The organism is Agromyces mariniharenae (genome assembly GCF_008122505.1).
GTDB lineage: Bacteria > Actinomycetota > Actinomycetes > Actinomycetales > Microbacteriaceae > Agromyces > Agromyces mariniharenae.
The window spans coordinates 64,905-91,058 of the sequence record NZ_VSSB01000001.1 but is presented as its reverse complement, the minus strand read 5'-3'; the positions used below and the strand labels follow the sequence as shown (position 1 = coordinate 91,058).

At 72.4% G+C, this 26,154-nt stretch carries 26 protein-coding genes; 19 read left to right on the top strand and 7 right to left on the bottom strand.

Features of this window, described 5'->3' with window-relative positions:
• The first annotated feature begins 2 nt into the window (after positions 1-2).
• From FYC51_RS00405 to FYC51_RS00370, 8 genes are all read left to right on the top strand, one after another.
• Complete coding sequence (locus tag FYC51_RS00405; protein ID WP_148731708.1) at positions 3-1,757, top strand: cytochrome b/b6 domain-containing protein; 1,755 nt, start codon at positions 3-5, stop codon at positions 1,755-1,757.
• A gap of 134 nt (positions 1,758-1,891) precedes the next feature.
• A complete protein-coding gene (locus FYC51_RS00400) occupies positions 1,892-3,919 on the top strand; it encodes an acetyl/propionyl/methylcrotonyl-CoA carboxylase subunit alpha (RefSeq protein ID WP_148731706.1) in 2,028 nt (675 codons plus the stop codon).
• Between the two features lie 8 nt (positions 3,920-3,927).
• A complete protein-coding gene (locus FYC51_RS00395) occupies positions 3,928-5,091 on the top strand; it encodes an acyl-CoA dehydrogenase family protein (protein ID WP_148731704.1) in 1,164 nt (387 codons plus the stop codon).
• 33 nt (positions 5,092-5,124) lie between these two features.
• Positions 5,125-5,664, top strand: coding sequence for a MaoC family dehydratase (locus FYC51_RS00390; RefSeq protein ID WP_148731703.1), 540 nt, complete (start codon positions 5,125-5,127; stop codon positions 5,662-5,664).
• A complete protein-coding gene (locus tag FYC51_RS00385) occupies positions 5,661-6,476 on the top strand; it encodes an HpcH/HpaI aldolase/citrate lyase family protein (protein ID WP_148731701.1) in 816 nt (271 codons plus the stop codon). The genes FYC51_RS00390 and FYC51_RS00385 overlap by 4 nt, the downstream gene beginning before the upstream one ends.
• A gap of 187 nt (positions 6,477-6,663) precedes the next feature.
• The gene (locus tag FYC51_RS00380; RefSeq protein WP_238476151.1) at positions 6,664-7,758 is read left to right on the top strand and encodes an aldo/keto reductase; all 1,095 of its coding nucleotides are present in this window, start codon (positions 6,664-6,666) and stop codon (positions 7,756-7,758) included.
• A gap of 63 nt (positions 7,759-7,821) precedes the next feature.
• A complete protein-coding gene (locus tag FYC51_RS00375; protein ID WP_148731699.1) occupies positions 7,822-9,207 on the top strand; it encodes a M16 family metallopeptidase in 1,386 nt (461 codons plus the stop codon).
• Between the two features lie 56 nt (positions 9,208-9,263).
• Positions 9,264-9,866, top strand: coding sequence for a histidine phosphatase family protein (locus FYC51_RS00370; RefSeq protein WP_148731698.1), 603 nt, complete (start codon positions 9,264-9,266; stop codon positions 9,864-9,866).
• Positions 9,867-9,893: 27 nt separating this feature from the next.
• On the opposite strand, the gene FYC51_RS00365 is transcribed toward FYC51_RS00370, so the two are convergent.
• Positions 9,894-10,373, bottom strand: coding sequence for a GNAT family N-acetyltransferase (locus FYC51_RS00365; protein ID WP_148731696.1), 480 nt, complete (start codon positions 10,371-10,373; stop codon positions 9,894-9,896).
• A gap of 58 nt (positions 10,374-10,431) precedes the next feature.
• Between FYC51_RS00365 and dapB the strand changes: the two genes are divergently transcribed.
• Complete coding sequence (gene dapB / locus FYC51_RS00360) at positions 10,432-11,181, top strand: 4-hydroxy-tetrahydrodipicolinate reductase (RefSeq protein ID WP_148731694.1); 750 nt, start codon at positions 10,432-10,434, stop codon at positions 11,179-11,181.
• The gene (locus FYC51_RS00355; RefSeq protein ID WP_148731692.1) at positions 11,178-11,618 is read left to right on the top strand and encodes a hypothetical protein; all 441 of its coding nucleotides are present in this window, start codon (positions 11,178-11,180) and stop codon (positions 11,616-11,618) included. Before dapB ends, FYC51_RS00355 begins: the two co-directional genes overlap by 4 nt.
• On the opposite strand, the gene FYC51_RS00350 is transcribed toward FYC51_RS00355, so the two are convergent.
• The 4 genes from FYC51_RS00350 to FYC51_RS00335 are packed head-to-tail and all read right to left on the bottom strand — an operon-like array spanning position 11,593 to position 13,899.
• Positions 11,593-12,495 (bottom strand): TIGR01777 family oxidoreductase, encoded by a 903-nt coding sequence (locus FYC51_RS00350; RefSeq protein WP_148731690.1) that lies wholly within the window; start codon positions 12,493-12,495, stop codon positions 11,593-11,595. The genes FYC51_RS00355 and FYC51_RS00350 overlap by 26 nt on opposite strands.
• A gap of 1 nt (position 12,496) precedes the next feature.
• Positions 12,497-12,919, bottom strand: a complete 423-nt coding sequence (locus FYC51_RS00345; protein ID WP_148731689.1) for an OsmC family peroxiredoxin — start codon at positions 12,917-12,919, stop codon at positions 12,497-12,499.
• 55 nt (positions 12,920-12,974) lie between these two features.
• Complete coding sequence (locus tag FYC51_RS00340) at positions 12,975-13,433, bottom strand: DUF4395 domain-containing protein (RefSeq protein ID WP_148731687.1); 459 nt, start codon at positions 13,431-13,433, stop codon at positions 12,975-12,977.
• Complete coding sequence (locus FYC51_RS00335; RefSeq protein WP_148731685.1) at positions 13,420-13,899, bottom strand: TlpA family protein disulfide reductase; 480 nt, start codon at positions 13,897-13,899, stop codon at positions 13,420-13,422. The genes FYC51_RS00340 and FYC51_RS00335 overlap by 14 nt, the downstream gene beginning before the upstream one ends.
• A gap of 80 nt (positions 13,900-13,979) precedes the next feature.
• Here FYC51_RS00335 and FYC51_RS00330 point away from each other — a divergent pair, with 80 nt between their 5' ends.
• From FYC51_RS00330 to FYC51_RS00290, 9 genes are all read left to right on the top strand, one after another.
• The gene (locus tag FYC51_RS00330) at positions 13,980-14,789 is read left to right on the top strand and encodes a thymidylate synthase (protein WP_148731683.1); all 810 of its coding nucleotides are present in this window, start codon (positions 13,980-13,982) and stop codon (positions 14,787-14,789) included.
• Positions 14,786-15,367 (top strand): dihydrofolate reductase, encoded by a 582-nt coding sequence (locus tag FYC51_RS00325; RefSeq protein WP_148731681.1) that lies wholly within the window; start codon positions 14,786-14,788, stop codon positions 15,365-15,367. Before FYC51_RS00330 ends, FYC51_RS00325 begins: the two co-directional genes overlap by 4 nt.
• A gap of 499 nt (positions 15,368-15,866) precedes the next feature.
• Complete coding sequence (locus FYC51_RS00320; RefSeq protein ID WP_148731680.1) at positions 15,867-16,280, top strand: type IV toxin-antitoxin system AbiEi family antitoxin domain-containing protein; 414 nt, start codon at positions 15,867-15,869, stop codon at positions 16,278-16,280.
• Between the two features lie 10 nt (positions 16,281-16,290).
• Positions 16,291-17,265, top strand: a complete 975-nt coding sequence (dapA, locus tag FYC51_RS00315) for a 4-hydroxy-tetrahydrodipicolinate synthase (protein ID WP_148731678.1) — start codon at positions 16,291-16,293, stop codon at positions 17,263-17,265.
• Positions 17,266-17,336: 71 nt separating this feature from the next.
• Positions 17,337-19,013: a ribonuclease J gene (locus FYC51_RS00310; protein ID WP_148731677.1), complete on the top strand. Its 1,677-nt coding sequence runs from the start codon at positions 17,337-17,339 to the stop codon at positions 19,011-19,013.
• A gap of 62 nt (positions 19,014-19,075) precedes the next feature.
• Positions 19,076-19,567, top strand: coding sequence for a GNAT family N-acetyltransferase (locus FYC51_RS00305; protein WP_148731675.1), 492 nt, complete (start codon positions 19,076-19,078; stop codon positions 19,565-19,567).
• An 85-nt stretch (positions 19,568-19,652) separates the two neighbouring features.
• The gene (locus FYC51_RS00300) at positions 19,653-22,538 is read left to right on the top strand and encodes an FtsK/SpoIIIE family DNA translocase (protein WP_148731674.1); all 2,886 of its coding nucleotides are present in this window, start codon (positions 19,653-19,655) and stop codon (positions 22,536-22,538) included.
• A 24-nt stretch (positions 22,539-22,562) separates the two neighbouring features.
• On the top strand, positions 22,563-23,174 hold the full coding sequence (gene pgsA, locus FYC51_RS00295; RefSeq protein WP_148731672.1) for a CDP-diacylglycerol--glycerol-3-phosphate 3-phosphatidyltransferase: 612 nt from the start codon (positions 22,563-22,565) through the stop codon (positions 23,172-23,174).
• Positions 23,164-23,679 carry a CinA family protein gene (locus tag FYC51_RS00290; protein ID WP_238476150.1) on the top strand — a complete coding sequence of 172 codons (516 nt, stop codon included), beginning with the start codon at positions 23,164-23,166 and terminating at the stop codon, positions 23,677-23,679. Before pgsA ends, FYC51_RS00290 begins: the two co-directional genes overlap by 11 nt.
• Before the next feature lie 7 nt (positions 23,680-23,686).
• Here FYC51_RS00290 and FYC51_RS00285 read toward each other — a convergent pair whose 3' ends face one another.
• On the bottom strand, positions 23,687-24,379 hold the full coding sequence (locus FYC51_RS00285) for a response regulator (protein WP_148731670.1): 693 nt from the start codon (positions 24,377-24,379) through the stop codon (positions 23,687-23,689).
• On the bottom strand, positions 24,376-26,004 hold the full coding sequence (locus FYC51_RS00280) for an ATP-binding protein (protein ID WP_238476149.1): 1,629 nt from the start codon (positions 26,002-26,004) through the stop codon (positions 24,376-24,378). The genes FYC51_RS00285 and FYC51_RS00280 overlap by 4 nt, the downstream gene beginning before the upstream one ends.
• Positions 26,005-26,154 lie beyond the last annotated feature (150 nt).

Below are 26,154 nucleotides of genomic sequence, written 5' to 3'. Positions count from 1 at the left end.
CCGTGGCCGCGAACGTGCGGAGCCTGCGCAGGGGACTGCCGCGCCAGCGCGGCGGTGAGCCCTGGCCGCCCGCCGGCGACGCGCCCGGCGGCGCCCGGGCGGCGTCGGTCGAAGCGGCCGCTGTGTCGGCTGCCTCTGCGGAGGCGCCGGTCGCGTCGACCCCGGCGGCTCCCGCCGCAGCGGTGGCGATTGCTCCGGCCGTGTCGACCCAGGAGGCGGTCGCCGTCGCGCCGGTCGCCGCGGCGTCGGTTCGCCGGCTTCGAAGCGGACTTCCTCGCGTGCGGGGCGGCCGGCCGTGGCCGGAGGCCGGCGAGGCGGCCCGTGCTGAGACGATCGAGGTGACGGATGCCGCGGCCGCCCCGCAGCCCGCAGCCATGATCGAGCCCGCCGCGGTCCCGACCGCGGCGCCGGCGGCCGCGACGGCCGCTGCACCGCAACTCGCAGCGGCCGCCGCTGCGGCGACGGCAGCGACCGGCACCGCGCTTCGCCGCGGGCTCCCGAGGGTCGCCGGGGGCGAGCCATGGCCGCCGGCGTCGGCGGTCGCACCGATGGCCGGGTCCGCGCCCCCGGCCCGCGCTCCGGCGGCGGCGGCATCCGCACCGATCGCCGAGCCCGCGCCCGCCGTGCCGGTGGCCGCATCCGCACCGCCCGCCGAGGCCGTCGAGCCGGCGCCCGCAGCCCCCACTCCCGTGACCGCGGCGCCCGCAGCATCCACGGCGCCCGCGGCATCCGTGGCGACGGCGCCCGCAGCGCCCACCCGACCGTCCGAGCCGGCCGCGCCGCCTGAGCCCGCGGCGGCGCCCGCCGCGCCGGCCGCGGCACCGACCGCCCCCTCGAAGCCCGCCCCGAAGCGCTACGGCCCGCTGACCCCCAGGCAATGGGTCGGGGCATCCGTCGTCGGCATCCTCGCGATCATCGGCGCCGCGACCATCGTCGTGCAGCTCACGCGGTGGTTCATGGGCCTGGACCTCATGCAGGACTTCCTCGCGACCTACCCCGGCGAGACGCCCCTTCCCGAGGGCGCGCCGGTGGGCCTGCCGGCCTGGCTCGGCTGGCAGCACTTCTTCAACGTCTTCCTCATCGTGCTGATCATCCGCTCGGGATTGCTGGTCCGCACCGAGCAGCGACCCCCGGCCTACTGGACGCCGCGCTGGGCGAAGGGCGGGCAGGGCCGGATCAGCCTGAACCTGTGGTTCCACCAGTCGCTCGACATCCTGTGGCTCGTGAACGGCCTCGTCTTCGTCGTGCTGCTGTTCGCGACCGGGCAGTGGATGCGCGTCGTGCCGACGAGCTGGGAGATCGTGCCGAACGCGATCTCGGCCCTGCTGCAGTACCTGTCGCTGGACTGGCCGCTCGAGAACGGCTGGGTGAACTACAACAGCCTCCAGGTGCTCGCCTACTTCGTGACGATCTTCATCGCGGCACCCCTCGCGGCGCTGACCGGCGTGCGCATGTCGGGGCTGTGGCCGAAGCAGGCGACGACGCTCAACCGCGTCTATCCCGTCGAGTGGGCGCGGGCCGTGCACTTCCCGGTCATGCTGTACTTCGTCGCCTTCATCGTGGTGCACGTCACCCTCGTCCTCCTGACCGGGGCGCTGCGCAACCTCAACCACATGTACGCGGCGCAAGACGCCGACGGCTGGCTCGGCTTCTGGATCTTCGTCGCGTCGCTCGTGGTCATCGCGGCGGCGTGGGTCGCCGCCCGCCCCTCGCTGCTCGCGCCGATCGCGGGGATGTTCGGCAAGGTGGGCCGCTGACTCTTGTCATTTCAGTTAGCGACCGCTAACATCGAATCCAGTTAGTGCGCGCTAACTGGATGGCGCGCGGACGACGTCGCAGAGAGGCGCGGATGGTCACGCTCACGAGCCCACCCGATCGGGCATCGGAACCGATGCGAAGCTCCGCACCCCGCCCGTTCGAACGCGTGCTGGTCGCCAACCGCGGTGAGATCGCCGTCCGGGTCATCCGCACGCTGCGCCGCCTCGGCATCCGCTCGATCGCCGTGTACTCCGATGCCGACGCCGACGCGCCGCACGTGCGACTCGCCGACGAGGCCGTGCGCATCGGCCCGGCCCCCGCGACCGAGAGCTACCTCGACCCCGAGCGCATCGTCGCCGCCGCCCTCGAGACCGGCGCCGAGGCGATCCACCCTGGCTACGGATTCCTCTCCGAGCACGCCGGGTTCGCCGAGGCGTGCCGCGATGCCGGGCTGGTGTTCGTCGGTCCCGGCATCGAGGCGCTCGAGGTGATGGGCGACAAGATCCGCGCGAAGCGGCACGTCGAGGCATCCGGCGTGCCGACCGTGCCCGGCATCGCCGACCCCACGCTCGACGACGAGGCGCTCATCGCCGCGTCCGCGTCGGTCGGCTTCCCGCTGCTCGTGAAGCCCTCGGCGGGCGGCGGCGGCAAGGGCATGCAGGTCGCGCGTGACGCCGACGAGCTCGCCGCCGCGCTGCCCGCGGCCCGCCGCATCGCCCTCGCCGCGTTCGGCGACGACACGATGCTCATCGAGCGACTCATCGAGCGCCCGCGCCACATCGAGGTGCAGGTGCTCGCCGACGCCCACGGCACCGTCGTGCACCTCGGCGAGCGCGAGTGCTCGCTGCAGCGCCGTCACCAGAAGGTCATCGAGGAGGCGCCCTCGCCGCTGCTCGACGCCGCGACGCGTTCGCGCATCGGACAGGCGGCGTGCGACGCAGCCCGCAGCGTCGACTACCTCGGCGCGGGCACGGTCGAGTTCCTGGTGTCGGATGCCGCGCCCGACGAGTTCTTCTTCATCGAGATGAACACGCGACTCCAGGTCGAGCACCCCGTGACCGAGCTCGTCACCGGCATCGACCTCGTGGAGCAGCAGCTCCGGATCGCCGCCGGCGAGCCGCTCGCGATCACGCAGCAGGACATCGAGCTGCACGGGCACGCGATCGAGGCCCGCGTCTACGCGGAGACGCCGCACCGCGGCTTCCTCCCGTCCACCGGTGAGGTGCTCGCCTGGCGTGCCCCGGTCGGCGACGGCGTGCGCGTCGACGCCGGCATCGACGAGGGCCTCGAGATCACCGCCCACTACGACCCGATGATCGCCAAGGTGATCACGTTCGGCTCCGATCGCGCCGAGGCGCTCGACCGACTCGACCGGGCACTCGTCGACACCGTCGTGCTCGGCGTCGACACGAACATCGCCTTCCTTCGGCGGCTGCTGGCCGATCCCGCCGTGCAGGCCGGCGACCTCGACACCGGACTCATCGATCGGATGCCCGAGGGCGACGCCGCCGCCGTGTCGCCGTGGCTCGTCGATGCGGCGGCGCTCCGATTCGCGAGCGACGACGTCGCCGACCGGCTCACGTCGTCCGACGGAGGACCGACGGCCTGGCAGTCGGCCGCGGGCTGGCGTCCGGGATCCGTCCGCCACGTCGAGGTGCTGCTCGCCCCCCGCGATCATCCGCACGACGTCCGCACGGTCGTGGCCGAGCCCGACGGTGCGGCCGCACGCCCGGCCGACTCGGTCGTCCGGGTCGGCGACGACGGAGCGGTCTGGGTGCACGGCGACGGCGAGTCGGTCGCCTTCGTGCGCATCGATCGTCGCGCCCGCGCCGAGCAGCGGCGCGCCGCGACCGAACGCGGCGGCCTCGCCGCCGAGCCCGACCTGCGCTCGCCCATGCCGGGCACCGTCACCGCGGTGTTCGCCGCCGACGGCGACCGCGTCGAGGAGGGCGACGCCATCGTCGCCATCGAGGCGATGAAGATGGAGCACCGCGTCGTCGCCGCCGTCGACGGCACCGTGCGCCTGAGCGTCGCCGTGGGCGACCTCGTGAGCCGCGACCAGGCGGTCGCGCGCATCGAGCCGCACCCCGCGGCATCCGGACCCCAGTCCATCGACGGCCCTCACGAGGGCGCCGTCGCGAACGCATCCGACCAGGAATGAGGAGCACCATGCACGACCTGACCGACGAGGAACAGCAGCTGTACGACATGGTCTGCGAGTTCGCCGACACCGTCGTCGCGCCGCAGGCCTACGAGGCCGACCGAACGCACGAACTGTCGATGGACGTCGTCGCGCAGATGGGCGAGCTCGGGCTCTTCGGCCTGCCGTTCCCCGAGGAGGTCGGGGGCCAGGGCGGCGACTACATGGCGCTGTGCCTCGCGATCGAGGCGCTCGCCCGCGTCGACCAGTCGATCGCGATCACCCTCGAGGCCGCCGTCGGCCTCGGCGCGATGCCGATCTACCGCCACGGCACCGAGGAGCAGAAGGCGCAGTTCCTGCCCGACCTCGTCGCAGGCCGCGCCCTCGCCGGCTTCGGCCTCACCGAGCCCGAGGCCGGATCCGACGCCGGCGCCACCCGCACCACGGCCGTGCTCGACGGCGACGAGTGGGTCATCAACGGGTCGAAGCAGTTCATCACCAACTCGGGCACGCCGATCACGTCGTTCGTCACCGTCACGGCGGTCACCGGCGAGCGCACGCGCCCCGACGGCTCCACTTCGAAGGAGCTCTCCACGATCATCGTGCCGAACGGTACGCCCGGCTTCACGGTCGGCCCGGGCTACGACAAGTCCGGCTGGCGCGCGTCCGACACCCACCCGCTGACGTTCGACGACGTCCGCGTGCCGGCCGCCAACCTGCTCGGCGAGCGCGGACGCGGCTTCGCCAACTTCCTCCAAGCGCTCGACGAGGGCCGCATCGCGATCGCCGCGCTCGCGACGGGCGCGGCCCAGGGATGCCTCGACGAGGCGCTGGCCTACGCGAAGACCCGCAACGTCTTCGGCGTGCCCATCGCGAGCCACCAGTACATCGCGTTCACCATCGCCGGGATGCAGGCCCGCGTGCACACCGCCCGCCTCGCCTGGCACGACGCCGCCCGCCGGGCCGATGCCGGCCTCCCGTTCAAGAAGGAGGCCGCGATCGCCAAGCTCGTCTCGAGCGACGCCGCCATGCTGAACGCCCGTGATGCGACCCAGATCTTCGGCGGCATGGGCTTCATGAACGAGACGACCGTGGCCCGGCACTACCGTGACTCGAAGATCCTCGAGATCGGCGAGGGCACGAACGAGGTGCAGCTCATGGTCATCGCCCGCGAGCTCGGGCTGGCCGGATAGGGGCGGCTCGGCCGCCGGGAAGGAACGAGCGTCATGACGGATGCCCCGATGCGCGAGGTCGTGCAGCGCGGACTCTGGTTCGAGGAGTTCGAGGAGGGCGTGCGCTACCTGCACCGCCCGGGCCGCACCGTGACGGAGGCCGACAACGTGCTCTTCACCACGCTCACCATGAACCCGCAGCCGCTGCACCTCGACGCGGCCTGGTCGGCGCGCCAGCCGTTCGGCCGCATCCTCGTGAACTCGCTGTTCACGCTGTCGACGCTCGTCGGCCAGTCCGTTGCGCAGCTGACGCAGGGCACGCTCGTCGCCAACCTCGGGTTCGGGGCGGTCGCGTTCCCGAACCCGGTGTTCGTGGGCGACACCCTCTACGGCGAGAGCGTCGTCGAGTCCAAGCGGCTGTCGTCCTCGCGGCCCGGGGAGGGCATCGTCGTGCTCGGGCACACCGCGCGCAACCAGGACGGCGTGGTCGTCGCCACGGCGTCGCGCACGATGCTCGTGTGGACGCGCGAGGCGGGCGAGCAGCAGGGGCTCGGCGGCGACGGCGCGGCCGCGGCATCCGGGAGCGACGGATGACGCACCCGCCGTTCCGCTTCGGCCCGGCGCTGCTGTTCTGCCCGGCCGATCGCCCCGACCGGTACGCGAAGGCCGCCGAGCGGGCCGATGCAGTGATCCTCGACCTCGAGGACGCCGTCGCCGATGCCGACAAGCGCGCCGCGCGCCTCGCGCTCGTCGAGTCCCGCCTCGACCCCGAGCGCGTCATCGTGCGCGTGAACCCGGCCGGCGGCCCCGACTTCGCCGACGACCTCGCGGCGGTCGCCGCCACGGAGTACCGCACCGTGATGCTCGCGAAGTGCGAGGGCACCGCCGACCTCGTCGACCTCGAGGACTTCGAGGTCATCGCGCTCTGCGAGACCGCGCGCGGCGTGCTCGCCGCGGCCGAGGTCGCCGCGCTCCCGAACGTCTCCGCGCTCATGTGGGGGGCTGAGGACCTCGTCGCGTCGCTCGGCGGGTCCTCGAGCCGGCACGCCGACGGCCGGTACCGCGACGTCGCGACGCACGCCAGGTCCCAGGTGCTGCTCGCGGCGGGTGCGCACGAGGTCGCGGCGATCGACACCGTGCACCTCGAGATCGGCGACCTCGACGGCCTGCGGGCCGAGGCGACGGATGCCGCGGCGGTCGGCTTCTCGGCCACCGCGTGCATCCACCCGTCCCAGGTGCCCGTCGTGCGCGACGCGTTCCGGCCCGATCCCGAGCGGCTGGAGTGGGCGCGAGCCGTGCTCGCGGCGGCCGCCCACGAGCCGGGGGTGTTCGCCTTCCGCGGCGCGATGGTCGACGCGCCGCTGCTGCGCCAGGCGGAGGCCGTCGTGCGCCGCGCCGGCCGCTGAACCTCCTCCTCAACCTCCCACCCTGCGCTTCGCCCCCCGAGATGGGCACATATCACGCGCCATGTCCTGCATTCGGGGGACACGCCGTACCGGAAGCGCAAACGATTCGGTAACGGTTCACCCGTTCTTCCGGGGGACAAGTACCCCGAGGACGTATCCTCGGAGTCAATCCTGGGGAGGAGGACGCGTGGCACGACGGCACATCCAGCGCGCCCACACGGCGAGCGTCGCGGGGGCGACGCTCGTCGAGGGCGGCATCACGACCGCGATCGACGACGCGACGAGCGTCACCGCCTCGACGACGACGCCGGCGCTTCGCGTCGAGACGGTCGAGACGAACACCATGTCGGGGCCGATCATGGTCCCGGTGCGGCGACCGCTCGGCGACACCGGAATGGCGACGCATCCGCTCGCGCTCGGCGGCAGCACCTTCGGGTGGACGCTCGGCCGCAACGAGGCGTTCGACGTGCTCGACCGATTCGCCGGCGTCGGCGGCGACCTCGTCGACACGGCCGACAGCTACGCGGCGGGTCGCAGCGAGTGCATCCTCGGCTCGTGGATGCGGGACCGGAACACGCGTGACCGCATGCGGGTCATGACGAAGGTCGGTCGCCACCCCGACCACCGCGGGCTCGCGCCGGTCGACATCCGCGCGGCCGTCGACGACTCGCTCCAGCGACTCGGCACCGATCGGATCGACGTGCTGTTCTTCCACGGCGACGACCCCGAGGTGCCGCTCGAGGAGAGCCTCGGCGAGGTCGACGCGCTCATCACGGCCGGCAAGGTGCTCGCGATCGGCGCGGCCGACTTCTCGCCCGAGCGCCTCATCGAGGCGCGGGTGCTGGCTGCGAACGGACTGCCGAGATTCGAGCTGCTGACGACGCGCTACAACCTGATGGAGCGCAAGCCGTTCGAGGGCGCCACCGAGCTCGTCGCGCACGCGCAGGGCCTCGCGGTGCTGCCGTACTTCGCGCTCGCCAACGGCTTCCTCGGCGGGCAGGTGCGTCGTCGCGCCGACGTACGGCACGACGCCCGCGGCCACCGGGTCGCGAAGCACCTCGGCCGCCGCGGCCACCGCGTGCTGGCCGCCGTCGACGAGATCGCCTTCGCGCACGGCGTGCAGCCCGCGTCGATCGCGCTGGCGTGGCTCCTCGCGAAGCCCACCGTCGTCGCGCCGGTGGCGAGCGCCACGCGGCCCGACCAGGTCGAGGCGCTCATCGCCGCGGCATCCGTGGAGCTGCACCGATCGGAGCTCGTCGAGCTCGACCGCGCCTCCGCCTGAGCCGCGCCGACACGTCTCGGCCCGCCCTGCCCATCGAGGGCGTCGTGACATAGGCTGTTCGGGATGAACGGCGCCGTCGACCTCCCACTCGGCCAGGCCGAACTCTCGTTCACGGCAGCAGGCGACGCGCGGGTTCGGCGCAGCGTGCTCCCCTCTGGCGTGCGGGTCCTCTCCGAGCACGTGCCCGGCAGTCGCAGCGTCACCGTCGGCTTCTGGGTCGCGGTGGGCTCGCGCGACGAGCAGCACGCGGATGCCGCGCACCCCGCGACGTACGGCTCCACGCACTTCCTCGAGCACCTGCTGTTCAAGGGCACCACGAGCCGCACGGCCCTCGACATCGCGATCTCGTTCGACGCCGTCGGGGGCGAGCACAACGCGCTCACGGCCAAGGAGTACACCTGCTACTACGCCAAGGTGCAGGATCGCGACCTCCCGATGGCCGTCGAGGTGCTCGCCGACATGTTCACGTCGTCGCTGCTCGACCCGGTCGAGTTCGACAACGAGCGCGGCGTCATCCTCGAGGAGCTCTCGATGGCCGGCGACGACCCCGCCGACGTCGCGAACGAGAAGTTCTTCGAGGCCGTGCTGGGGGAGCATCCGCTCGGCCGCCCGATCGGCGGCGACCCCGTGACCATCCGCGCCGCCACCCGCAACGCCGTGTGGGAGCACTACCGCGCCAACTACCGGCCGCAGGACCTGGTGGTCACGGTGGCGGGCGCCGTCGACCACGACGCCCTCGTCGCCGACCTCACGGCGGCGCTCACCCGGCACGGCTGGGACCTCGGCGTCGAGGCCGCGCCCCTCGACCGACGCAGCGAGTCGCCCGCGATGCTCGCGTCCGGCACCCCGCTCACGGTCGTCGAGCGCCCGATCGAGCAGGTCAACCTGCTGCTCGGGGTGCCCGGCATCGTCGCGACCGACGAGCGCCGCTCCACCATGAGCGTGCTCAACGCGATCTTCGGCTCGGGGATGTCGTCGCGGCTCTTCCAGCAGGTGCGCGAGCGGCGCGGGCTCGCCTACGCGGTCTACTCGTTCGCGCCGGCCTACTCCGACGCGGGCCTGTTCGGCATGTACGCCGGGTGCGCCCCGTCCAAGGCCGGCACCGTCGCCGGACTCATGCGCACCGAGCTCGAGCGCGTCGCCGAGCACGGCGTCACCGACGACGAGCTGCGTCGCGCCTCCGGCCAGCTCGCGGGCGCATCGGCGCTCGCGCTCGAGGACTCCGACACCCGCATGTCCCGGCTCGGGCGTGCCGAGCTCACGCTCGGCGAGTTCGCCGACCTCGACGAGGCCCTCCGCCGCATCTCGCTCGTCACCGTCGACGACGTGCAGGCGCTCGCGGCCGACCTCGTCTCCCGGCCGTTCTCACTGGTCGCCGTGGGCGCGACCGACGAGGCGGCGCTCCACGGCGCGGTCGACGAGATCGCCGCCGGCACCGACGTCGCCTGACGCCGGATCCGACCGACGCAGTCCACGACCGCGACGCAGCACAGGAAAGCAGGACCGTGCCACACCACCTCTACCTCGTCCGCCACGGCGAGCAGCTCGATGCGGAGCACGGCATGCCCGACGGACCCCTCTCGCCGCGCGGCCGCCGCCAGGCGGAGCTGCTGGGCGAACGCCTCGGCGGCGTGCCGTTCGACCACGCATGGCACTCGCCGCTGCAGCGGGCCGCCGAGACCGCGGCGATCATCGCGGCGAAGATGCCCGCCCTCGAGCCCGAGCCGTCGGCGCTGCTGTTCGACTGCATCCCGTCGGGTCCGGCGCCCGAGACGCCGAAGGCGTACGAGGGCTTCTTCGGGTCGGTCACCGAGGCGCAGATCGAGGCGGGCACTGCGCAGATGGCGGATGCCGCGGCGGAGTTCCTGCGGTCGCACCGCGAAGACCGCCACGACCTGCTCATCACGCACAACTTCGTCATCGCGTGGCTCGTGCGCGAGGCGCTCGGTGCGCCCGACTGGCGCTGGCTCTCGATCAACCAGGCGAACTGCGGGCTCACGGTGCTCACGCAGAAGAGCGGGCGCCCATGGAGCCTGCTCGTGCACAACGACATGGCGCACCTGCCGCCCGAGCTGCGCACGGGACTGCCCGAGCAGTACGCGCTGTAGGGCGCGCGTGCCCACGCCCGCGCCGGCTCAGCCGACGCGCTTGCCGTACCAGTGCGTCGCGTTCGGGTTCGCGTTGTAGGGCTCGACCTCGACGTAGCCGCTCGAGCGGTAGAGTCCGCCGGCAGCCTCGAGGCTCGCGTTCGTGTCGAGCACGAGCTCCTGGGCGCCGAACCCGATGGCGCGACGCTCGAGCTCGTGGAGCAGCTGCCGCCCGGCGCCCTTGCCGCGCGCGTTCGGCGAGAGCCAGAGGTGCTTCACCTCGAAGCGCACCTCGTACGTCTCGGGCCGGCGCTGGATGCGACGCACGCCGCCGCAGCCGATGACCTCCCCGTCGTCGTCCTCGACGACGAGGAACACGCCGGCGGGCGGCGTGAACTGCTCCGACGTGGGATACGTCGGGCGGTACGCGCCCTGCTCGACCGGAAACCCGGCCGCGCGTTCGGCGAAGTACGCATCGAGCAGGGCGAGCGCCTCGGCGCTCGTGACGTCGACCTCTCGGAACCGCATGGCCCCAGCCTAGGGCGGCCGGGCGGGGCATCCGATCGCCCTTGCTAGGGTGAAGCACGTGACGATACGGGTCGCCGTGGCCGGAGCCACGGGCAAGATGGGACGCCTGGCGATCGACCTCATCGAGGCATCCGACGACCTCGAACTGCATGCGGCGCTCGATTCGAGCTCCGAGCTCGACGAGATGCTCGGCGCCGACGTCGCGCTCGACGTCACGCACCCGGCCGCCAGCGCCGGCATCGTGGAGTTCGCCACGGGCGCCGGCATCCCGATCGTCGTGGGCACCTCGGGCTGGTCGCACGACCGCATCGCCGAGATCGCGCAGTTCGTGCGCGGCCACGACGACGCCGGCGCGGTGCTGTTCATCCCGAACTTCTCGATCGGCAGCGTGCTCGGCACCGCCTTCGCGGCCCTCGCGGCGCGCTTCTTCGACTCGATCGAGATCGTCGAGGCGCACCACGCCGGCAAGGTCGACTCCCCCTCGGGCACCGCCGTGCGGACCGCCGAGCTCATCGGCGAGGCCCGCGCCGCGATCGGACCGGTGTCGGCGCCGCACGCCGACCAGCGCGCCCGCGGCCAGCTCGTCTCGGGCGTGCCGGTGCACAGCCTGCGCCTCAACGGCCTTCTCGCCGAGCAGCGCGTGGTGCTCGGCGGCGACGGCGAGACGCTCACGATCGCGCACTCGACCGTGTCGTCGTCCGCCTACGAGCAGGGCATCCTGCTCGCGCTGCGACGCGCGCCGTCGGCCTCGGGCGTGATCGTCGGCCTCGACGCGCTGCTCGACCTCGGGCTCCCGGGCGCCCCGTGACCACGCGTGCGGGCGCCATCCTCATGGCGGTGCTGCTCGCGATCTACCTCGTGCTCGTCGGCTGGCGGGCGGTGCAGTTCGTGGCCACCGGCGAGCCCGTCGCCGTGGGCATCGGCATTGCGCTCATCGTGCTGCCGGTCATCGCGGCGTGGGCGCTGTGGCGCGAGATCGCGTTCGGCGTGCAGTCGCAGGCGCTCATGCGGCGCCTCGAGGCCGAGGACGGGCTCGACCTCGGCATCCCGACCACACCGAGCGGCCGTGCCGAGCGCGCCGGTGCGGATACCGCGTTCCCCGCGTTCCGCGAGGCGGCCGAGGCCGAACCCGACTCGTGGCGCGCCTGGCTGCGCCTCGGCCTCGCCTACGACGCCGCGGGCGACCGCCGACGCGCGCGCAGCGCCGTGCGCCGCGCGATCACGCTCGAGCGCGCGGAGCGCTGAGCATCGCGTCGAGCGCCGACTCGACGGTCACGTGCTCGAAGCGGAAGCCGTCGTCGATGAGGCGCTGCGGCCGCACCTTCTGGCTCGAGAGCAGCAGTTCGTCGGCGGCGCGGCCGAGCGCGAGCTCGAGCATGCGCTCGGGCACCGCGAACGTGTAGGGGCGGTGCATCCGCTCGGCCATCGCGGTCATCACGCGATCGGCGGTGGCGGGCGTCGGGCCGGCGAGGTTCACGGCGCCCGAGAGGTGCGACGTGAGCAGGTGCGCGATGCCGGCGATCTCGTCGTGCAGCGAGATCCACGGCCAGTGCTGGCCGCCCGTTCCGAGGCGGCCCGACAGCCCGAACCGGGTGAGGGTGCCGATGCGCTGCATGGCGCCGCCGTGGCCGACCACGATGCCCGTTCGGAAGACGACCGTGCGGGTCTCGTCGGGTGCGAGCGAGGCCGCGCCCTCCCAGCGCTGGACGACCTCGGCGAGGAAGCCCGAGCCCGCACTCGAGAACTCCGTCAGCAGCTCGCCGGGACGGTCGCCGTAGTAGCCGACCGCGGACGCGCTGAGGAACACCGCCGGCGGGCGCCGCGCCTTGCGCATCGCATCGGCGAGCGTGCGCGTCGCCGTCACGCGCGAGTCGACGATCTCGCCGCGGTAGCCCTTCGTCCACGGCAGCCGGGCGAGCGAGGCGCCCGACAGGTTGACGACCGCGTCGACACGGTCCATGACGGTGAAGTCGATGATCCCCGACGCCGGCGACCAGGATGCCTCATCCGCGCCCTGCGCACGGTGTCGCACCAGCCGCACGACCTGGTGGCCCTCGGCGGTGAGCCGCTCGGTGAGGGCCGTTCCGAGGAATCCGGAGGCGCCGGCGATGAGGATCCGCACGTCAGGCGAGCTCGGCTTCGATCGTGATCGGGATGGCGAGCGCCTGCGAGATGGGGCAGTTCGCCTTGGCGTCGTCGGCGAAGCGCTCGAACTCCTCCTCGGTGATGCCGGGCACGCGTGCGCTGACGAGCAGGTGGCTGCCGAGCACTCCGCGACCCGCCTCGAACGTCACGGCCGCGGTGGCCTGGATGCTCTCGGCCGGGTGGCCGGCCTGCGCGAGCGCGAGCGAGAGCGCCATGCAGAAGCACGCGGAGTGCGAGGCGGCGAGGAGCTCCTCGGGATTCGTCGTGTTGGCCACGCCCGCCGCCCGTGCGTCCCAGTTCACCCCGAAGGTCGCGAGCCCCGACGAGTCCAGGGACACGTCGCCGGACCCCTCGAACAGCGTGCCCTTCCAGATGGTGGTCGCTTCAGACGTCAGTGCCATGTGGTCCTCCTCCTCGAGCCGGGATCCCAGCCTAGCCCGGGGGGCACCGGCGTCGTCAGGTCCTGGGGATGACTCGCGCGCGCACCAGCAGGAGGTACAGCTGGCAGCCGAGGCAGTAGCCGAACACGGCGTTGAGGAAGGCCGCGACGAACGCCAGCGAAGCCGCGACGGGCACCGCGAGCTGCAGTCCGATCGCCCCCAGCAGCACGCCGGCGACAGTCACCGCGAACCCGACGCCCTGGGCGAAGGTCGGCGGCCGCGGGTCCTCGAGCTCGTCGGGCGGAGCGAGGCGGGGTCGCACGAACCGCTTGAAGAGCAGGCCGAACGGATGCCGCCGCACCCCCGCGAACGCGCCCCAGGCGAACAGCGCGGCGAGGCCCGCGAGCAGCAGCCACGCGGCGAGGTCGGCGCCGCCGAAGCCGAGCACGGCGACGACGAGGAGCAGCACGGCCGTGATGCCCGCGGTGAAGCGGGGACCGCGCGGATCGATGCCGGCGGGTTCAGGATGGGACACGGGACCTCCCGGTGAGTTCGTCGAGGCGGTCGCGCACCTCGTGCGACCGGGGGACCCCGGCGATGCGGGCCGTCGTCGCACCTCGCGCGTCGAGGATGAGCGTGGTGGGCGTCTGCAGCACGCGGAACCGGTCGGCAACCTCGGGCCGGTGCGTGAGGTCGACCTCGACGTGGCGCACGCCGGGGTAGTCGTCGGCGATCGACGCGAGCTCGCGCGCCGTGGCGGGGCAGCGGCTGCAGTAGGCGGTGGAGAACTGCACGAGCGTCGCCGAGTCGCCGAAGGCCTCGGTCGCGACGCCGAGGTCGCGGCTCGCGGTCGCGGTCGTCGACGTCGCGGCGTCGTCGCCGGCTCGGCCGCCGTCGTGGACGGTGCGGACGCGTCCGGCGCGCGACCTCCACGCGAGGCCGATCGCCGCGGCCGCCGCGGGCAGCGCGACGGCGGCGATGAGCGCAGCCGGCCAGTCCATGCGGGGATGCTACGCCGACGCGGCATCCGCCCGGCCCGGTGTGACGGCGGATGACGCACGGCGGGGTTACCATCGACGCGATGGCCGCGACGATCCAGACGCCCTACGAAGACCTCCTCCGCGACGTGCTCGAGCACGGCACGCACAAGACGGACCGCACGGGCACCGGCACGCGCAGCGTCTTCGGGCGGCAGCTGCGGTTCGACCTCGCGCAGGGCTTCCCGCTCGTCACCACCAAGCGCGTGCACTTCAAGTCGATCGCGTACGAGCTGCTCTGGTTCCTGCGCGGCGACTCCAACGTCGGGTGGTTGCAGGAGCACGGCGTCAGCATCTGGGACGAGTGGGCGGATGCCGCGGGCGAGCTCGGTCCCGTCTACGGCGTGCAGTGGCGCTCCTGGCCGACCCCGGGCGGCGACACCATCGACCAGATCTCGCAGGTGATCGAGCAGATCCGGGTGAACCCCGACTCCCGCCGGCTGATCGTCTCGGCGTGGAACCCCGCCGACATCCCCGACATGGCGCTCGCGCCGTGCCACGCGCTGTTCCAGTTCTACGTGGCCGACGGCCGGTTGTCGTGCCAGCTCTACCAGCGCAGCGCCGACCTGTTCCTCGGCGTCCCGTTCAACATCGCGTCCTACGCCTTGCTCACGCACATGGTCGCCCAGCAGACGGGCCTCGAGGTCGGCGACTTCGTCTGGACGGGCGGCGACTGCCACATCTACGACAACCACGTCGAGCAGGTGACCGAGCAGCTCTCGCGCGATCCCTACCCCGCGCCCAGGCTGCGGTTCGCGCGCAGGCCCGACTCGATCTTCGACTACGAATTCGACGACTTCGTCGTCGAGGGCTACCAGCACCACCCGGCGATCCGCGCGGCCGTCGCCGTATGACGACGAGCGGTGCGGATGCCGCGGCGCAGCGCCCTGCGCCTGGGGGCCGGTCGCGCATCGGACTGATCTGGGCGGAGTCCGCGGGCATCATCGGCCGCGACGGCGGCATGCCCTGGCACGTGCCCGAGGACCTGGCGCACTTCAAGGAGGTCACGCTCGGCGCGCCCGTGGTCATGGGGCGCCGCACGTGGGAGTCCCTCCCCCCGCGGTTCCGCCCCCTGCCCCGACGGACCAACATCGTGGTGACGCGCAACGACACGTGGGCCGCCGACGGCGCTGTGCGCGCGGCATCCGTCGACGACGCCCTCGCGCTCGCCGCGGCCGGAGACCCGCCGTGGACCTGGGTCATCGGCGGCGCCGACCTCTTCGGCCAGCTCATGCCGACGGCCGACCGCCTCGAGGTCACCGAGCTGCGCGCGCCGGGCGGCGGCGACGCGGTGGTGCCCGAGCCCGGCGACACGCCGGCACCCCGGATCGACTCCACGGAATGGCACCTCGCCCACGTCGACCCGCCCACGGGCTGGCTCCCCTCCCGCTCGGGCCTCGAGTACCGCTTCCTCCGCTACCTCCGCGCCTGACCCGCCGCGCCCTCCGGCACGCTGACGATGGTCCGACCTCCTGAGCCATCGACGTGATCCCTTGACGCAGGTACCGTCCGGCGGGCCCACGACCCCTCTGGTCCCCGAGACTCCTGAAGACAAGGACATCGCATCGCGCCGCGCCGCGCCGCGTCGACGATGGTGCTCTCCCATCCAGCGGCGTGATGCCCGCACTTGGTCCTTGGCGTTGATGCCCGTACGTGCTGTGGCATTCATACCCGTCCTTGTTCTCAGGAGTTGCCGGGGGTGCGTCCTTGTCCTCGGGAGTCTTCGGGAGTGTGAGCTCATCTTCTCCGGGTCGGAATGCCTGGGCGAGGGTATCGCGCGCGTGGTTCGGAGCAGCTCCGCTCATCCTCGGAGGAAGGGGGCACTCGGCATCGACTGCGGAGTCGTCCTGCACAGTGGCGTATCCGCGTCGATCTCCACGAAAGCGAGTTCGGCGCGACGGGCAGGGAGGGTGGACGGCGAGACTCGGGCGGTGAGATTCGAGCGTGAGACAGCGGAACTCGGCGGTATCGCACGCAGATCCGATCTGCGGAGGATCGGACTCGATGACGAAGCCGTTCGCATCCTGGTCGCGCACGGTCGACTGATCCGAGTGCGTCAGGCGTGGTACGCGCTGCCCGAGACCGACGCCGACGTGCTGCGAGCATGCAGCCTGGGCGGGCGGTTGGCGTGTGCGAGCGCCCTCCGCTTCCATGGCGAGGCGGTCGACGATGCGGGCGTCCTGCACGTCGAGCTGCCCGCGAACGCGATGGCGCGGAAGCCCGAGTGTGATTGGGATCACGTGCGGCTGCATCAGCCTCGAAGTCCGTCGATGGGGAATCGGGCCGTCGTCGACCTCTGCGCCGCCCAGCGTCAGTGGGAGCGGTGCGGGCGGGCGACCCGATAGCCTTGAGCACGTGGCTCAGGACAACCCCTTCGGACAGGTGCTCGTCGCGCTCGTCACGCCGATGACGGCGGACGGCGAGGTCGATTGGCCCGGGGTCGAGAAGCACATCGACGACGTCATCACCGCCGGCGCCGACGGCATCGTCGTCACGGGGACGACCGGCGAGACGAGCACGCTCACCGACCCCGAGAAGATCCGGCTCGTCGAGGTCGGAAAGGACGTTGCGGGCGGGCGCGCGAAGATCATCACGGGCGGCGGCTCGAACGAGACCGCGCACGCGATCGAGCTCTACAGGCACTCCGAGCAGGCCGGCGCCGACGGCATCATGATCGTCACGCCGTACTACAACAAGCCCACGCAGGCCGGCATCCTCACGCACTTCCGGCTGGTGGCGGATGCCACGGACCTCCCCGTCATCCTCTACGACATCCCCGGGCGCACGGGCGTGCCGATCAAGTACGAGACGATCCTGCGGCTCGCCAAGCACCCGAACATCCTCGCGATCAAGGACGCCAAGGGCGACTTCAGCGAGGTGAGCCGCGTGCTCAACCAGACCGACCTCATGTACTTCTCGGGCGACGACGCGAACGTGCTGCCGCACCTCGCGATCGGGGCGACGGGCCTCATCGGCGTCACCGCGAACATCGCGCCCGCGCCGTACCGCACGATCGTCGACGCCGTGAACGCCGGCGACCTGACCACGGCCACGGCCGAGCACCAGCGGCTCGAGCCGCTCGTGCGCGCGGTCATGACGCACGTGCCCGGCACGGTCGCGGCGAAGTACATCCTGCACGGGCTCGGCCGCATCGGCAGCCCGCGCGTGCGACTGCCGCTCGTCGGCCCCGAGGAGTGGGAGGCCGCCCTCATCGAGGACGAGATCGACCTCGTCCAGGGCATCCCCGGCGCCGACTTCCACAACTTCCGTCCCGACCGCAACGCCGCCGCGGGCGGCGCGCTGCCGAAGGTCGCGGGCACGACGCGCTGACGCGCGCCACGAGGCATCCGCGGCGCCGTGACGGCCCGCACGAACTGAACACCGCAACGTAAGGAGGGCCCATGCCCGACGTCGTCATCGAACCGGAGCCGCTCGATCCGGGGACCCTGCGCATCATCCCCATCGGCGGCCTCGGCGAGGTCGGCCGCAACATGACGAGCTACGAGATCGACGGCAAGATCCTCATCGTCGACTGCGGCGTGCTCTTCCCCGAGGAGCACCAGCCCGGCGTCGACCTGATCCTGCCCGACTTCGGGTTCCTGAGGGAGCGGCTCGACGACATCGTGGGCGTCGTGCTCACGCACGGCCACGAGGACCACATCGGCTCGGTGCCGTATCTCCTGAGACTGCGCCGCGACATCCCGCTCATCGGCTCGACGCTCACGCTCGCCCTCGTCGAGGCGAAGCTCAAGGAGCACCGCATCCAGCCCTACACGCTCACCGTGAGCGAGGGGCAGCGCGAGCGGATCGGGCCGTTCGACCTCGAGTTCGTCGCGGTGAACCACTCCATCCCCGACGCCCTCGCCGTGGCCATCAAGACCCGCGCGGGCACCGTGCTCGCGACCGGCGACTTCAAGATGGACCAGCTGCCGCTCGACGGCCGGCTCACCGACCTGCGCGAGTTCGCGCGCCTCGGCGAGGAAGGCGTCGACCTCTTCATGGTCGATTCCACCAACGCGGATGTCCCGGGCTTCACCCCGCTCGAGCGCTCGATCGGCCCCGTGCTCGACGAGGTCATCGCCCGCTCGCCGCGGCGTGTCATCGTCGCGAGCTTCTCGAGCCACGTGCACCGCGTGCAGCAGGTGCTCGACGCCGCGGCCTTCAACGGCCGCCGAGTGGCGCTCCTCGGGCGCAGCATGGTGCGCAACATGACGATCGCGGCCGAGCTCGGCTACCTGAAGGTGCCAGAGGGCGTGCTCGTCGACTACAAGAAGGCCGGCGACATCCCCGACGACGAGATCGTCTACATGTCGACGGGATCGCAGGGCGAGCCCATGGCCGTGCTCTCGCGCATGGCCAATCGCGACCACCAGATCGAGATCGGCGAGGGCGACACGGTCATCCTCGCGTCCAGCCTCATCCCGGGCAACGAGAACGCCGTGTACCGCGTCATCGACGGACTCACGAAGCTCGGCGCCAACGTCGTGCACAAGGGCAACGCGAAGGTGCACGTCTCGGGCCACGCGGCGGCGGGGGAGCTGCTGTACTGCTACAACATCCTGAAGCCGCGCAACGTGCTGCCGATCCACGGCGAGTACCGGCACCTGTTCGCGAACGCGAAGCTCGCGCAGGACACGGGCATCCCCGAGGCGAACACGTTCATCGGCGAGAACGGCACGGTGTACGACCTGCGCGACGGCGTCGTGCGGGTGACCGGCCAGCTCGACCTCGGCTTCGTGTACGTCGATGGCTCCACTGTCGGCGAGATCACCGACGCCGACCTCAAGGACCGCCGGATCCTCGGCGAGGAGGGCTTCATCTCGGTCATCATCGTCGTGGACGCCTCGACGGGTCGCATCATCGTCGGCCCCGAGATCCACGCCCGCGGGTTCGCCGAGGACGACGCCGTGTTCGAGGAGGTCAAGCCGAAGATCTCGGCCGCGCTCCTCGAGGCGGCGCAGAACGGCGTCCGCGACCAGCACGCGCTGCAGCAGACGGTGCGGCGCACGGTCGGCACGTGGGTGAACCGTCGGCTCCGTCGGCGTCCGATGCTCGTGCCGCTCGTCATCGAGGCGTAGCAGCCAGCCCCAAGCGTTGGGGGAGAAACACCGCGGAAACACGCCCCGCGTAGCATCCGCGCATGGCGGACTTCACCATCCGCCCGGCCATCCCCGGCGACGGCGCGTTCCTCGCGGACATGGTGGTCGAGGCGGCGAACTGGCGGGCGGGGGTCACCCGGCCCCGTCCGGTCGTGCTCGCCGACCCCGCCTATCGTGGCTACATCGCGGGCTGGCAGCGCCCCTCCGACCAGGGCGTGGTGGCGCTCGACCTCGACGGCAAGCCGGTCGGCGCCGCCTGGTACCGGCTCTTCGCCGCGGATGCCCCGGCGCACGGCTTCATCGGCAGCGGCGTGCCCGAGCTCATCATCGGGGTGCGTCCCCTCTGGCGGGCGCAGGGGGTCGGTCGCGCGCTGCTGCAATCGCTGGCGGATGCCGCGCGCGCGGCCGGATTCGCCCGCCTCACGCTGAGCGTGGAGCACGGCAACTTCGCCGAAGCGCTCTACCGCTCGGAGGGGTTCGCCGTCGTCGGCAGCGGCGACGGGCGCGACACGATGGTGCGCAGGCTGCGCTAAGGCGCGATCCGCGCGGTTTCGCCGATCGCGGACATGCGCCGCGTCCTGTCGGCCGGCGTCGTCCGTCGGCCGTAACGTTGGGGGCATGGCTACGAGCACCAGGTCGAACGGGCGTGCCTCGGGCGCGTCCGGGCGCGGCGGGAGCTCCAAGACCGCACCCACGAAGAAGCTGCCGGCGACGACCACGCGCGGCTCGAGCGGCACGGGTCGCGCGGCCGCCGCGAAGGCGAAGCCGGCCAAGTCTCCCTCCGACGGCCCGAACATCTTCGTGCGCGCCTGGATGGGCCTCGCGCATCTCACGGGCGGCGCCGCGCGCGCGCTCGGTCCCGAGACGCTCGCCAAGGAGGAACGCCGCGACGGCCTCCCCTTCTTCATCGTGCTGCTCGCCATCGCGGGCGCGGTCGTCGAGTGGTTCTTCATCAACGACCCGGTCGCGCAGCTGTTCGACGCGTGGACCTTCGGCGGGCTGTTCGGACGGGTCGCCTTCGCGCTGCCCGTCATCATGCTGCTCTTCGCGGTCTGGCTGTTCCGGCACCCCAGCTCGGTGCACGACAACACGCGCATCGGCATCGGGCTCTCCCTGCTGCTCCTCACGGTCTCGGGGCTCTGCCACCTGTTCGGCGGCCAGCCCGAGCCGAGCCAGGGCATGGCGGTGCTCGCCCGCGCCGGCGGCATCCTCGGCTGGATGCTCGCGCAGCCGCTGATCCTCCTCATCACCGAGGTCGGCGCGGCGGTCGTCATCGTCCTGCTCCTGCTGCTGTCGCTCCTCATCATCACGAAGACCCCGCCGAACCGGATCCCGGCTCGCTTCCGCGAGCTGTACGTCTGGCTCTTCGGCGCGCCCGAGCCCGACGAGGAGGCCGCCGACGCCAAGGCGTCGCGCCGCAAGGGCAAGTCGGTCCAGACCGAGCTCGACGGGATCGACGACCCCGACGGCGAGCGTGGCGGGCTCGTGCCGTGGTGGCGCCGCAACGCGTCGAACCGCGAGGAGGATCCCGCGTTCGCGGCCGGCGGCGTCGACGGCATCACCGAGGTGTTCGGCCCCGGATCCGCGGCGGGCAGCTTCGAGTCGCCGCTCGAGGGCGTCGGCGGCGCGGGCGCCTACAGCACCGAGGTCATGGGCGACCTCGAGCGGGCCGAGTCGGCGCTCCAGTCGTTCACCGGCGACGTGCCGCACGGCGGCACTGGCCTCCGCGGCGACGACGCCGGCGCGACCAACGTGCTCTCGGTGTTCGACGAGCCCGCCGACGGCGAGCCCGGGGCGCCGGGTGCCGCGGATGCCGCGCTCGGCGACCCCGCGGCATCCGTGCCCGAGCGCCCGTACCACCTGCCGGCCTCCTCGACCCTCGCGGCCGGTGCGCCCGCGAAGTCGCGCTCGGCGGCGAACGACGACGTCGTGCGTCAGATCACGGGCGTGCTCGAGCAGTTCCAGGTCGACGCGAAGGTCACGGGCTTCTCCCGCGGCCCGACCGTGACGCAGTACGAGATCGAGCTCGGGCCCGGGGTGAAGGTCGAGCGGGTCACGGCCCTGTCGAAGAACCTCTCGTACGCGGTCGCGTCGAACGAGGTGCGCATCCTCTCACCGATCCCGGGCAAGAGCGCGATCGGCGTCGAGATCCCGAACGCCGACCGCGAGATCGTCACGCTCGGCGACGTGTTGCGCTCGGGGGCGTCGGTGAACGCCAAGCACCCGATGACCATCGGCGTCGGCAAGGACGTCGGCGGCGGCTACGTCGTCGCGAACCTCGCGAAGATGCCGCACCTGCTCGTGGCCGGCTCGACCGGCTCGGGCAAGTCGAGCTTCGTGAACTCGATGATCACGTCGCTGCTCATGCGGGCGAAGCCCGCCGACGTGCGCATGGTGCTCATCGACCCGAAGCGCGTCGAGCTCGCGCCGTACGGCGGCGTGCCGCACCTCATCACGCCCATCATCACGAACCCGAAGAAGGCCGCCGAGGCGCTGCAGTGGGTCGTGAAGGAGATGGACATGCGGTACGACGACCTCGCGTCGTTCGGGTTCCGCCACATCGACGACTTCAACAAGGCCGTCGTCAACGACGAGATCGTGCTGCCCGCCGGCTCGGAGCGCAAGCTCAAGCCGTACCCCTACCTGCTCGTCGTCGTCGACGAGCTCGCCGACCTCATGATGGTCGCGCCGCGCGACGTCGAGGACTCGATCGTGCGCATCACGCAGCTGGCCCGTGCCTCCGGCATCCACCTCGTGCTCGCGACGCAGCGTCCGTCGGTCGACGTGGTCACGGGCCTCATCAAGGCCAACGTGCCGTCGCGGCTCGCGTTCGCCGTGACGAGCGTCACCGACTCCCGCGTCATCCTCGACCAGCCGGGCGCCGACAAGCTCATCGGCCAGGGCGACGGCCTCTTCCTGCCGATGGGCGCGTCGAAGCCCATCCGCGTGCAGGGTGCGTGGGTGAGCGAGGCCGAGATCGAGAAGGTCGTCACGCACGTCACGCGGCAGGCGCGTCCCGAGTACCGGCAGGATGTCGCGGCCGCCGTCGAGAAGAAGGAGATCGACGCGGACATCGGCGACGACCTCGAGCTGCTGCTCGCCGCCGCCGAGCTCGTGGTGTCGACCCAGTTCGGCTCGACGTCGATGCTGCAGCGCAAGCTCCGCGTGGGCTTCGCGAAGGCCGGCCGCCTCATGGACCTGCTCGAGTCGCGCGAGATCGTCGGTCCGTCCGAGGGATCGAAGGCCCGCGACGTGCTCGTGACTGCCGAGCAGCTGCCCGGCGTGCTCGCGCGGCTGCGCGGCGAGGAGCCCGCGGGCGGCGCGGGCGGCGGGGCATCCGCTGCGCCCGCCTCTGGCATGAGCGCCTCGGCGGCGGCGCACGCGGCCGCCCAGCGGGCCGCCGACGACCGCTACGACGACCCCGTGGGCCGCATCCCCGAGGGACTCGAGGAGGTCGACGGCGACTCCGGCGAGGACGCCTGGGGACTGACCGGTCGCGACTGAACGCCGCCCGTTATCCTTGGCCCTATGACCTCCTCCGCCGGCAGCCCGGCGCGCTCGGCCAACTGGAACCTTCCCAACGCGATCACGGTGGTGCGGATCCTGCTCGCACCCGTGTTCTTCTGGCTGCTGCTGGCCGACGCCGGCGAGGGCGGCGCCCTCCGCTGGATCGCCACCGCGCTCTTCGTCGTCGCGATCTCGACCGACGGCCTCGACGGCTACCTCGCGCGCAGCCGCGGGCAGGTCACCGACCTCGGCAAGATCCTCGACCCCATCGCCGACAAGCTGCTCACGAGCGGTGCGCTGGTCTGCCTCTCGATCCTCGGCGAGGTGCCGTGGTGGGTCACCGGGCTCATCGTCGTGCGCGAGGTCGGCATCACGATCTGGCGCTTCGTCGAGCTCGGCCGCGGCAACGTGGTCCCCGCCTCGTCGGGCGGCAAGCTCAAGACGCTCGCCCAGTCGATCGCGATCTCGTTCGCACTGGCGCCGCTGCCCGCACTGCTCGGCGAGTGGATGGCGTGGGTCAACGCCGTGCTCATGGCGATCGCGCTCGTGCTCACGGTCTGGTCCGGCCTGCTCTACGTGCGCGACGCGGTGCGCCTGAACCGGGAGCATCGAAGCGACGCCGATGGTCGATGAGCGGATGCCGCCGCCGCCCGAACCCGCAGCCGACGCGGTCGCGCTCGTGGCGGAGCTCACGCGTCGAGGGCTCACGCTCGCCGTCGCCGAGTCGCTGACGGGTGGCCTCCTCACGGCGGCGATCGTCGCGGTGCCCGGTGCATCCGTGGCGCTGAACGGGGGCGTCGTCGCCTACGCGACGCCGCTCAAGTCGGCCCTCCTCGGGGTGGACGAGCGGTTGCTCGACGAGCGCGGAGCCGTCGATCCCGACGTCGCGCGGGCGATGGCGGACGGCGTCCGTCACGCGTGCGCGGTGGACGGCCGTCCGGCGGATCTCGGCCTGGCGACGACGGGCGTGGCCGGACCCGACCAGCAGGACGGTCACGAGCCGGGGACGGCCTTCGTCGCGGTGTCGGGCCTCGGGCCGTCGGAGTCGATGGCCCTGGCGCTGACGGGCGACCGGGCGGCCATCCGTGCGGCGACCGTCGAGGCGGCCCTTCGCCTCGCGCTCGCGCGCCTCGCCTAGGGGCGGCTCAGGGGCGACGGCCGGGCCGGCGGTAGCGGTTCTCCGGCCGTCCCGCCGATCCGTACCGCGGCGACACCTCGGCGGCGCCGAGCTCGACGAGGTGCTCGAGGTAGCGGCGGGCACTGACCCGCGACATCCCGAGGGCAGCGGCGACCTCGGCGGCTGAGGCGTCCCCCTCGAGGCCGGCGAGCGCAGCGGCGACCCGATCGAGGCTGGGCCGCGAGAGGCCTTTCGGCAGCGGCGCACGCCGCTCGGGACCTGCTGTGCCGAGCATCCGGTCGACGGCGCGCTGGTCGAGGGGCGCCGCCGCCGCACCGCGGTCGGCCGTGATGCCGCGCCGCACCTCCTCGAGGCGTTCGGCGAGCACCGCCCCGGTGAAGGGCTTCACGAGGTAGTGGCGCACGCCGAGGAGGCGAGCCGTGCGCACGGAGTCGAGGTCGCGGGCGGCCGTCACCGCGATGACCTCCACGCGATCGTCGGCCGCCCTGAGCTGGCGGAGCACGTCCAGGCCGCTCTGGTCGGGAAGGTAGACGTCGAGCAGCACGAGGTCGGGGTGGTGCGCTTCGATCGCAGCCAGGGCCTCCGACCCCGTGTGGGCGACGGCGACGACGGTGAAGCCGTCGATGGCGTCGACGAAGCCGCGATGAACGTCGGCGACGGCGAAGTCGTCGTCGACGATGACGACCCGGATGCCCGTCACACGCGGCTCTCCGACCGCTCCGCTCGGTGGGCGGCGGGCGCGGCGGCCCACGGCAGCCGCACGGTGAACGCCGCGCCGCCGGCGGGGGAGCGCCCCGCGGTCGCCTGGCCGCCGAGTCGCTCGGCGACGCGCTTCACGATCGTCAGCCCGATGCCCCGCCTGGCCTTGCCGGGAACGGGCGCCTTGTCGCTGACGTCGGCATCGAAGATGGCACGTCGGCGGTCGGCGGGGATGCCCGGACCGTCGTCGTCGACGCGCACCACGACGTGTCCCGGCTCCAGGTCGTCACGGACCTCGAGGCTCACGTTGCCGCCGAGCAGGGTCGCCTCGATCGCGTTGTCGAGCAGGTTGCCGACGACCGTGAGCAGGTCGCCGCGCGGGGCGTCGGGCGGAGCCGCCGCCAGTCGCGACGACGACGCGACGGTGAGCGTGATGCCGAGCTCCTGTGCCCGGGACCGCTTGGCGAGCAGGAGCGCGGCGAGCTCCACCTCGTCGATCCCGTCCTGGCCGTCGACGGTGGAGATCGCGCCGCCCGAGCCGACGCGGTCGATGAACGCGCGCGCAGCGTCGACGTGCCCGAGCTCGAGCAGCCCGCTGAGGACGTGCAGCGTGTTGGCGAACTCGTGCGAGGCCGCCCTGAGGTCCTCCGCGAGGCTCTGGGCGCCCTCGAGCTCGCGGAGCGTCGTCTCCAGCTCGGTGCGATCGCGCAGGATCGCGATCGAGCCGACGTCGCGACCCTCGACCAGCATGCGATCCCCGTGCACGAGCAGCACCCGCTCGCCCGACAGGACGGCGGTCTCGACGTCGTGCCCGGTCGTGATGAACCCGGCGAGCTCCGAGTCGAGCACGTCGTCGACGGGCCGTCCGAGCGTGGCGGCCGCATCGTCGATGTCGAGCAGGCGCGCTGCAGCGTCGTTCACGAGGACGATGCGTCCGCGGTCGTCGACGGCCACCAGCCCTTCGCGGATGCCGTGCAGCATCGCCTCCCGGGTCTCGAGGAGCCCCCGGATCTCGTCGGGTTCGAGGCCGTAGATCCGGCGGCGGATCAATCGTGCGATCCACGCGGAGCCGACCACGCCGACGACCGACGCGACGCCGAGCGCGATCAGCAGGCCGGGCAGGCCGCCGAGGAAGTCCTCGCGGAGCTCCGACTCGAGGATGCCCACCGAGACCTGGCCCATGACGGCGCCGTCCTCCGCGAAGATCGGCACCTTGACGCGCCAGGACTCGCCGAGGGTGCCCGTCTGGGTGCCGACGTAGATCTCGCCCGCCAGGGGGATGGACGGATCGGTGGAAACCCGCTCGCCGATCCGGGCCGGGTTCGGGTGGGAGTAGCGGATGCCGTCGTCGTTCGCGACGACGACGTAGGTGACGTCCGAGGCGCGCCGCACCACCTCGGCGATGGGCTGGATCGCCTCGGACGGCGTCGCGTCGTCGAAGGCGTCCGTGATCGCGGGGAGGCCGGCGACCGACTGCGCGACCGCGATCATGCGGTCCTCGTACGCGTCCCGCAGCTGCCGCTCCTGCAGCCATCCGGCGGTGACGCCCGTGCCGATCACGGTCGTGAGCACGATGGCGACCTGCAGCAGCAGCAACTGCGTGCGCAGCGACATCGACCGGCTCACCCCAACAGTGTGCCCGATCGGGCAGAGGCGGGGCCGACCTGCGCCGTGACCATTGCGACCGAAACGACCGATACGACCGATACGACCCTTACGACCGCAGCATTCCGAGGTCGGATGCCGCGCCCTACCGTCTGAGCCACCGGATCGTTC

What these genes read in the sequence shown, in the direction of transcription:
- FYC51_RS00400 (WP_148731706.1), top strand. Translation starts at nt 1,892, where the DNA reads ATGCGAAGCTCCGCACCCCGCCCGTTCGAACGCGTGCTGGTCGCCAAC.
- FYC51_RS00395 (WP_148731704.1), top strand. Translation starts at nt 3,928, where the DNA reads ATGCACGACCTGACCGACGAGGAACAGCAGCTGTACGACATGGTCTGC.
- FYC51_RS00390 (WP_148731703.1), top strand. Translation starts at nt 5,125, where the DNA reads ATGACGGATGCCCCGATGCGCGAGGTCGTGCAGCGCGGACTCTGGTTC.
- FYC51_RS00385 (WP_148731701.1), top strand. Translation starts at nt 5,661, where the DNA reads ATGACGCACCCGCCGTTCCGCTTCGGCCCGGCGCTGCTGTTCTGCCCG.
- FYC51_RS00375 (WP_148731699.1), top strand. Translation starts at nt 7,822, where the DNA reads ATGAACGGCGCCGTCGACCTCCCACTCGGCCAGGCCGAACTCTCGTTC.
- FYC51_RS00365 (WP_148731696.1), bottom strand. Translation starts at nt 10,373, where the DNA reads ATGCGGTTCCGAGAGGTCGACGTCACGAGCGCCGAGGCGCTCGCCCTG.
- FYC51_RS00345 (WP_148731689.1), bottom strand. Translation starts at nt 12,919, where the DNA reads ATGGCACTGACGTCTGAAGCGACCACCATCTGGAAGGGCACGCTGTTC.
- FYC51_RS00335 (WP_148731685.1), bottom strand. Translation starts at nt 13,899, where the DNA reads ATGGACTGGCCGGCTGCGCTCATCGCCGCCGTCGCGCTGCCCGCGGCG.
- FYC51_RS00330 (WP_148731683.1), top strand. Translation starts at nt 13,980, where the DNA reads ATGGCCGCGACGATCCAGACGCCCTACGAAGACCTCCTCCGCGACGTG.
- FYC51_RS00325 (WP_148731681.1), top strand. Translation starts at nt 14,786, where the DNA reads ATGACGACGAGCGGTGCGGATGCCGCGGCGCAGCGCCCTGCGCCTGGG.
- FYC51_RS00310 (WP_148731677.1), top strand. Translation starts at nt 17,337, where the DNA reads ATGCCCGACGTCGTCATCGAACCGGAGCCGCTCGATCCGGGGACCCTG.
- FYC51_RS00305 (WP_148731675.1), top strand. Translation starts at nt 19,076, where the DNA reads ATGGCGGACTTCACCATCCGCCCGGCCATCCCCGGCGACGGCGCGTTC.
- FYC51_RS00300 (WP_148731674.1), top strand. Translation starts at nt 19,653, where the DNA reads ATGGCTACGAGCACCAGGTCGAACGGGCGTGCCTCGGGCGCGTCCGGG.
- pgsA (WP_148731672.1), top strand. Translation starts at nt 22,563, where the DNA reads ATGACCTCCTCCGCCGGCAGCCCGGCGCGCTCGGCCAACTGGAACCTT.
- FYC51_RS00290 (WP_238476150.1), top strand. Translation starts at nt 23,164, where the DNA reads ATGGTCGATGAGCGGATGCCGCCGCCGCCCGAACCCGCAGCCGACGCG.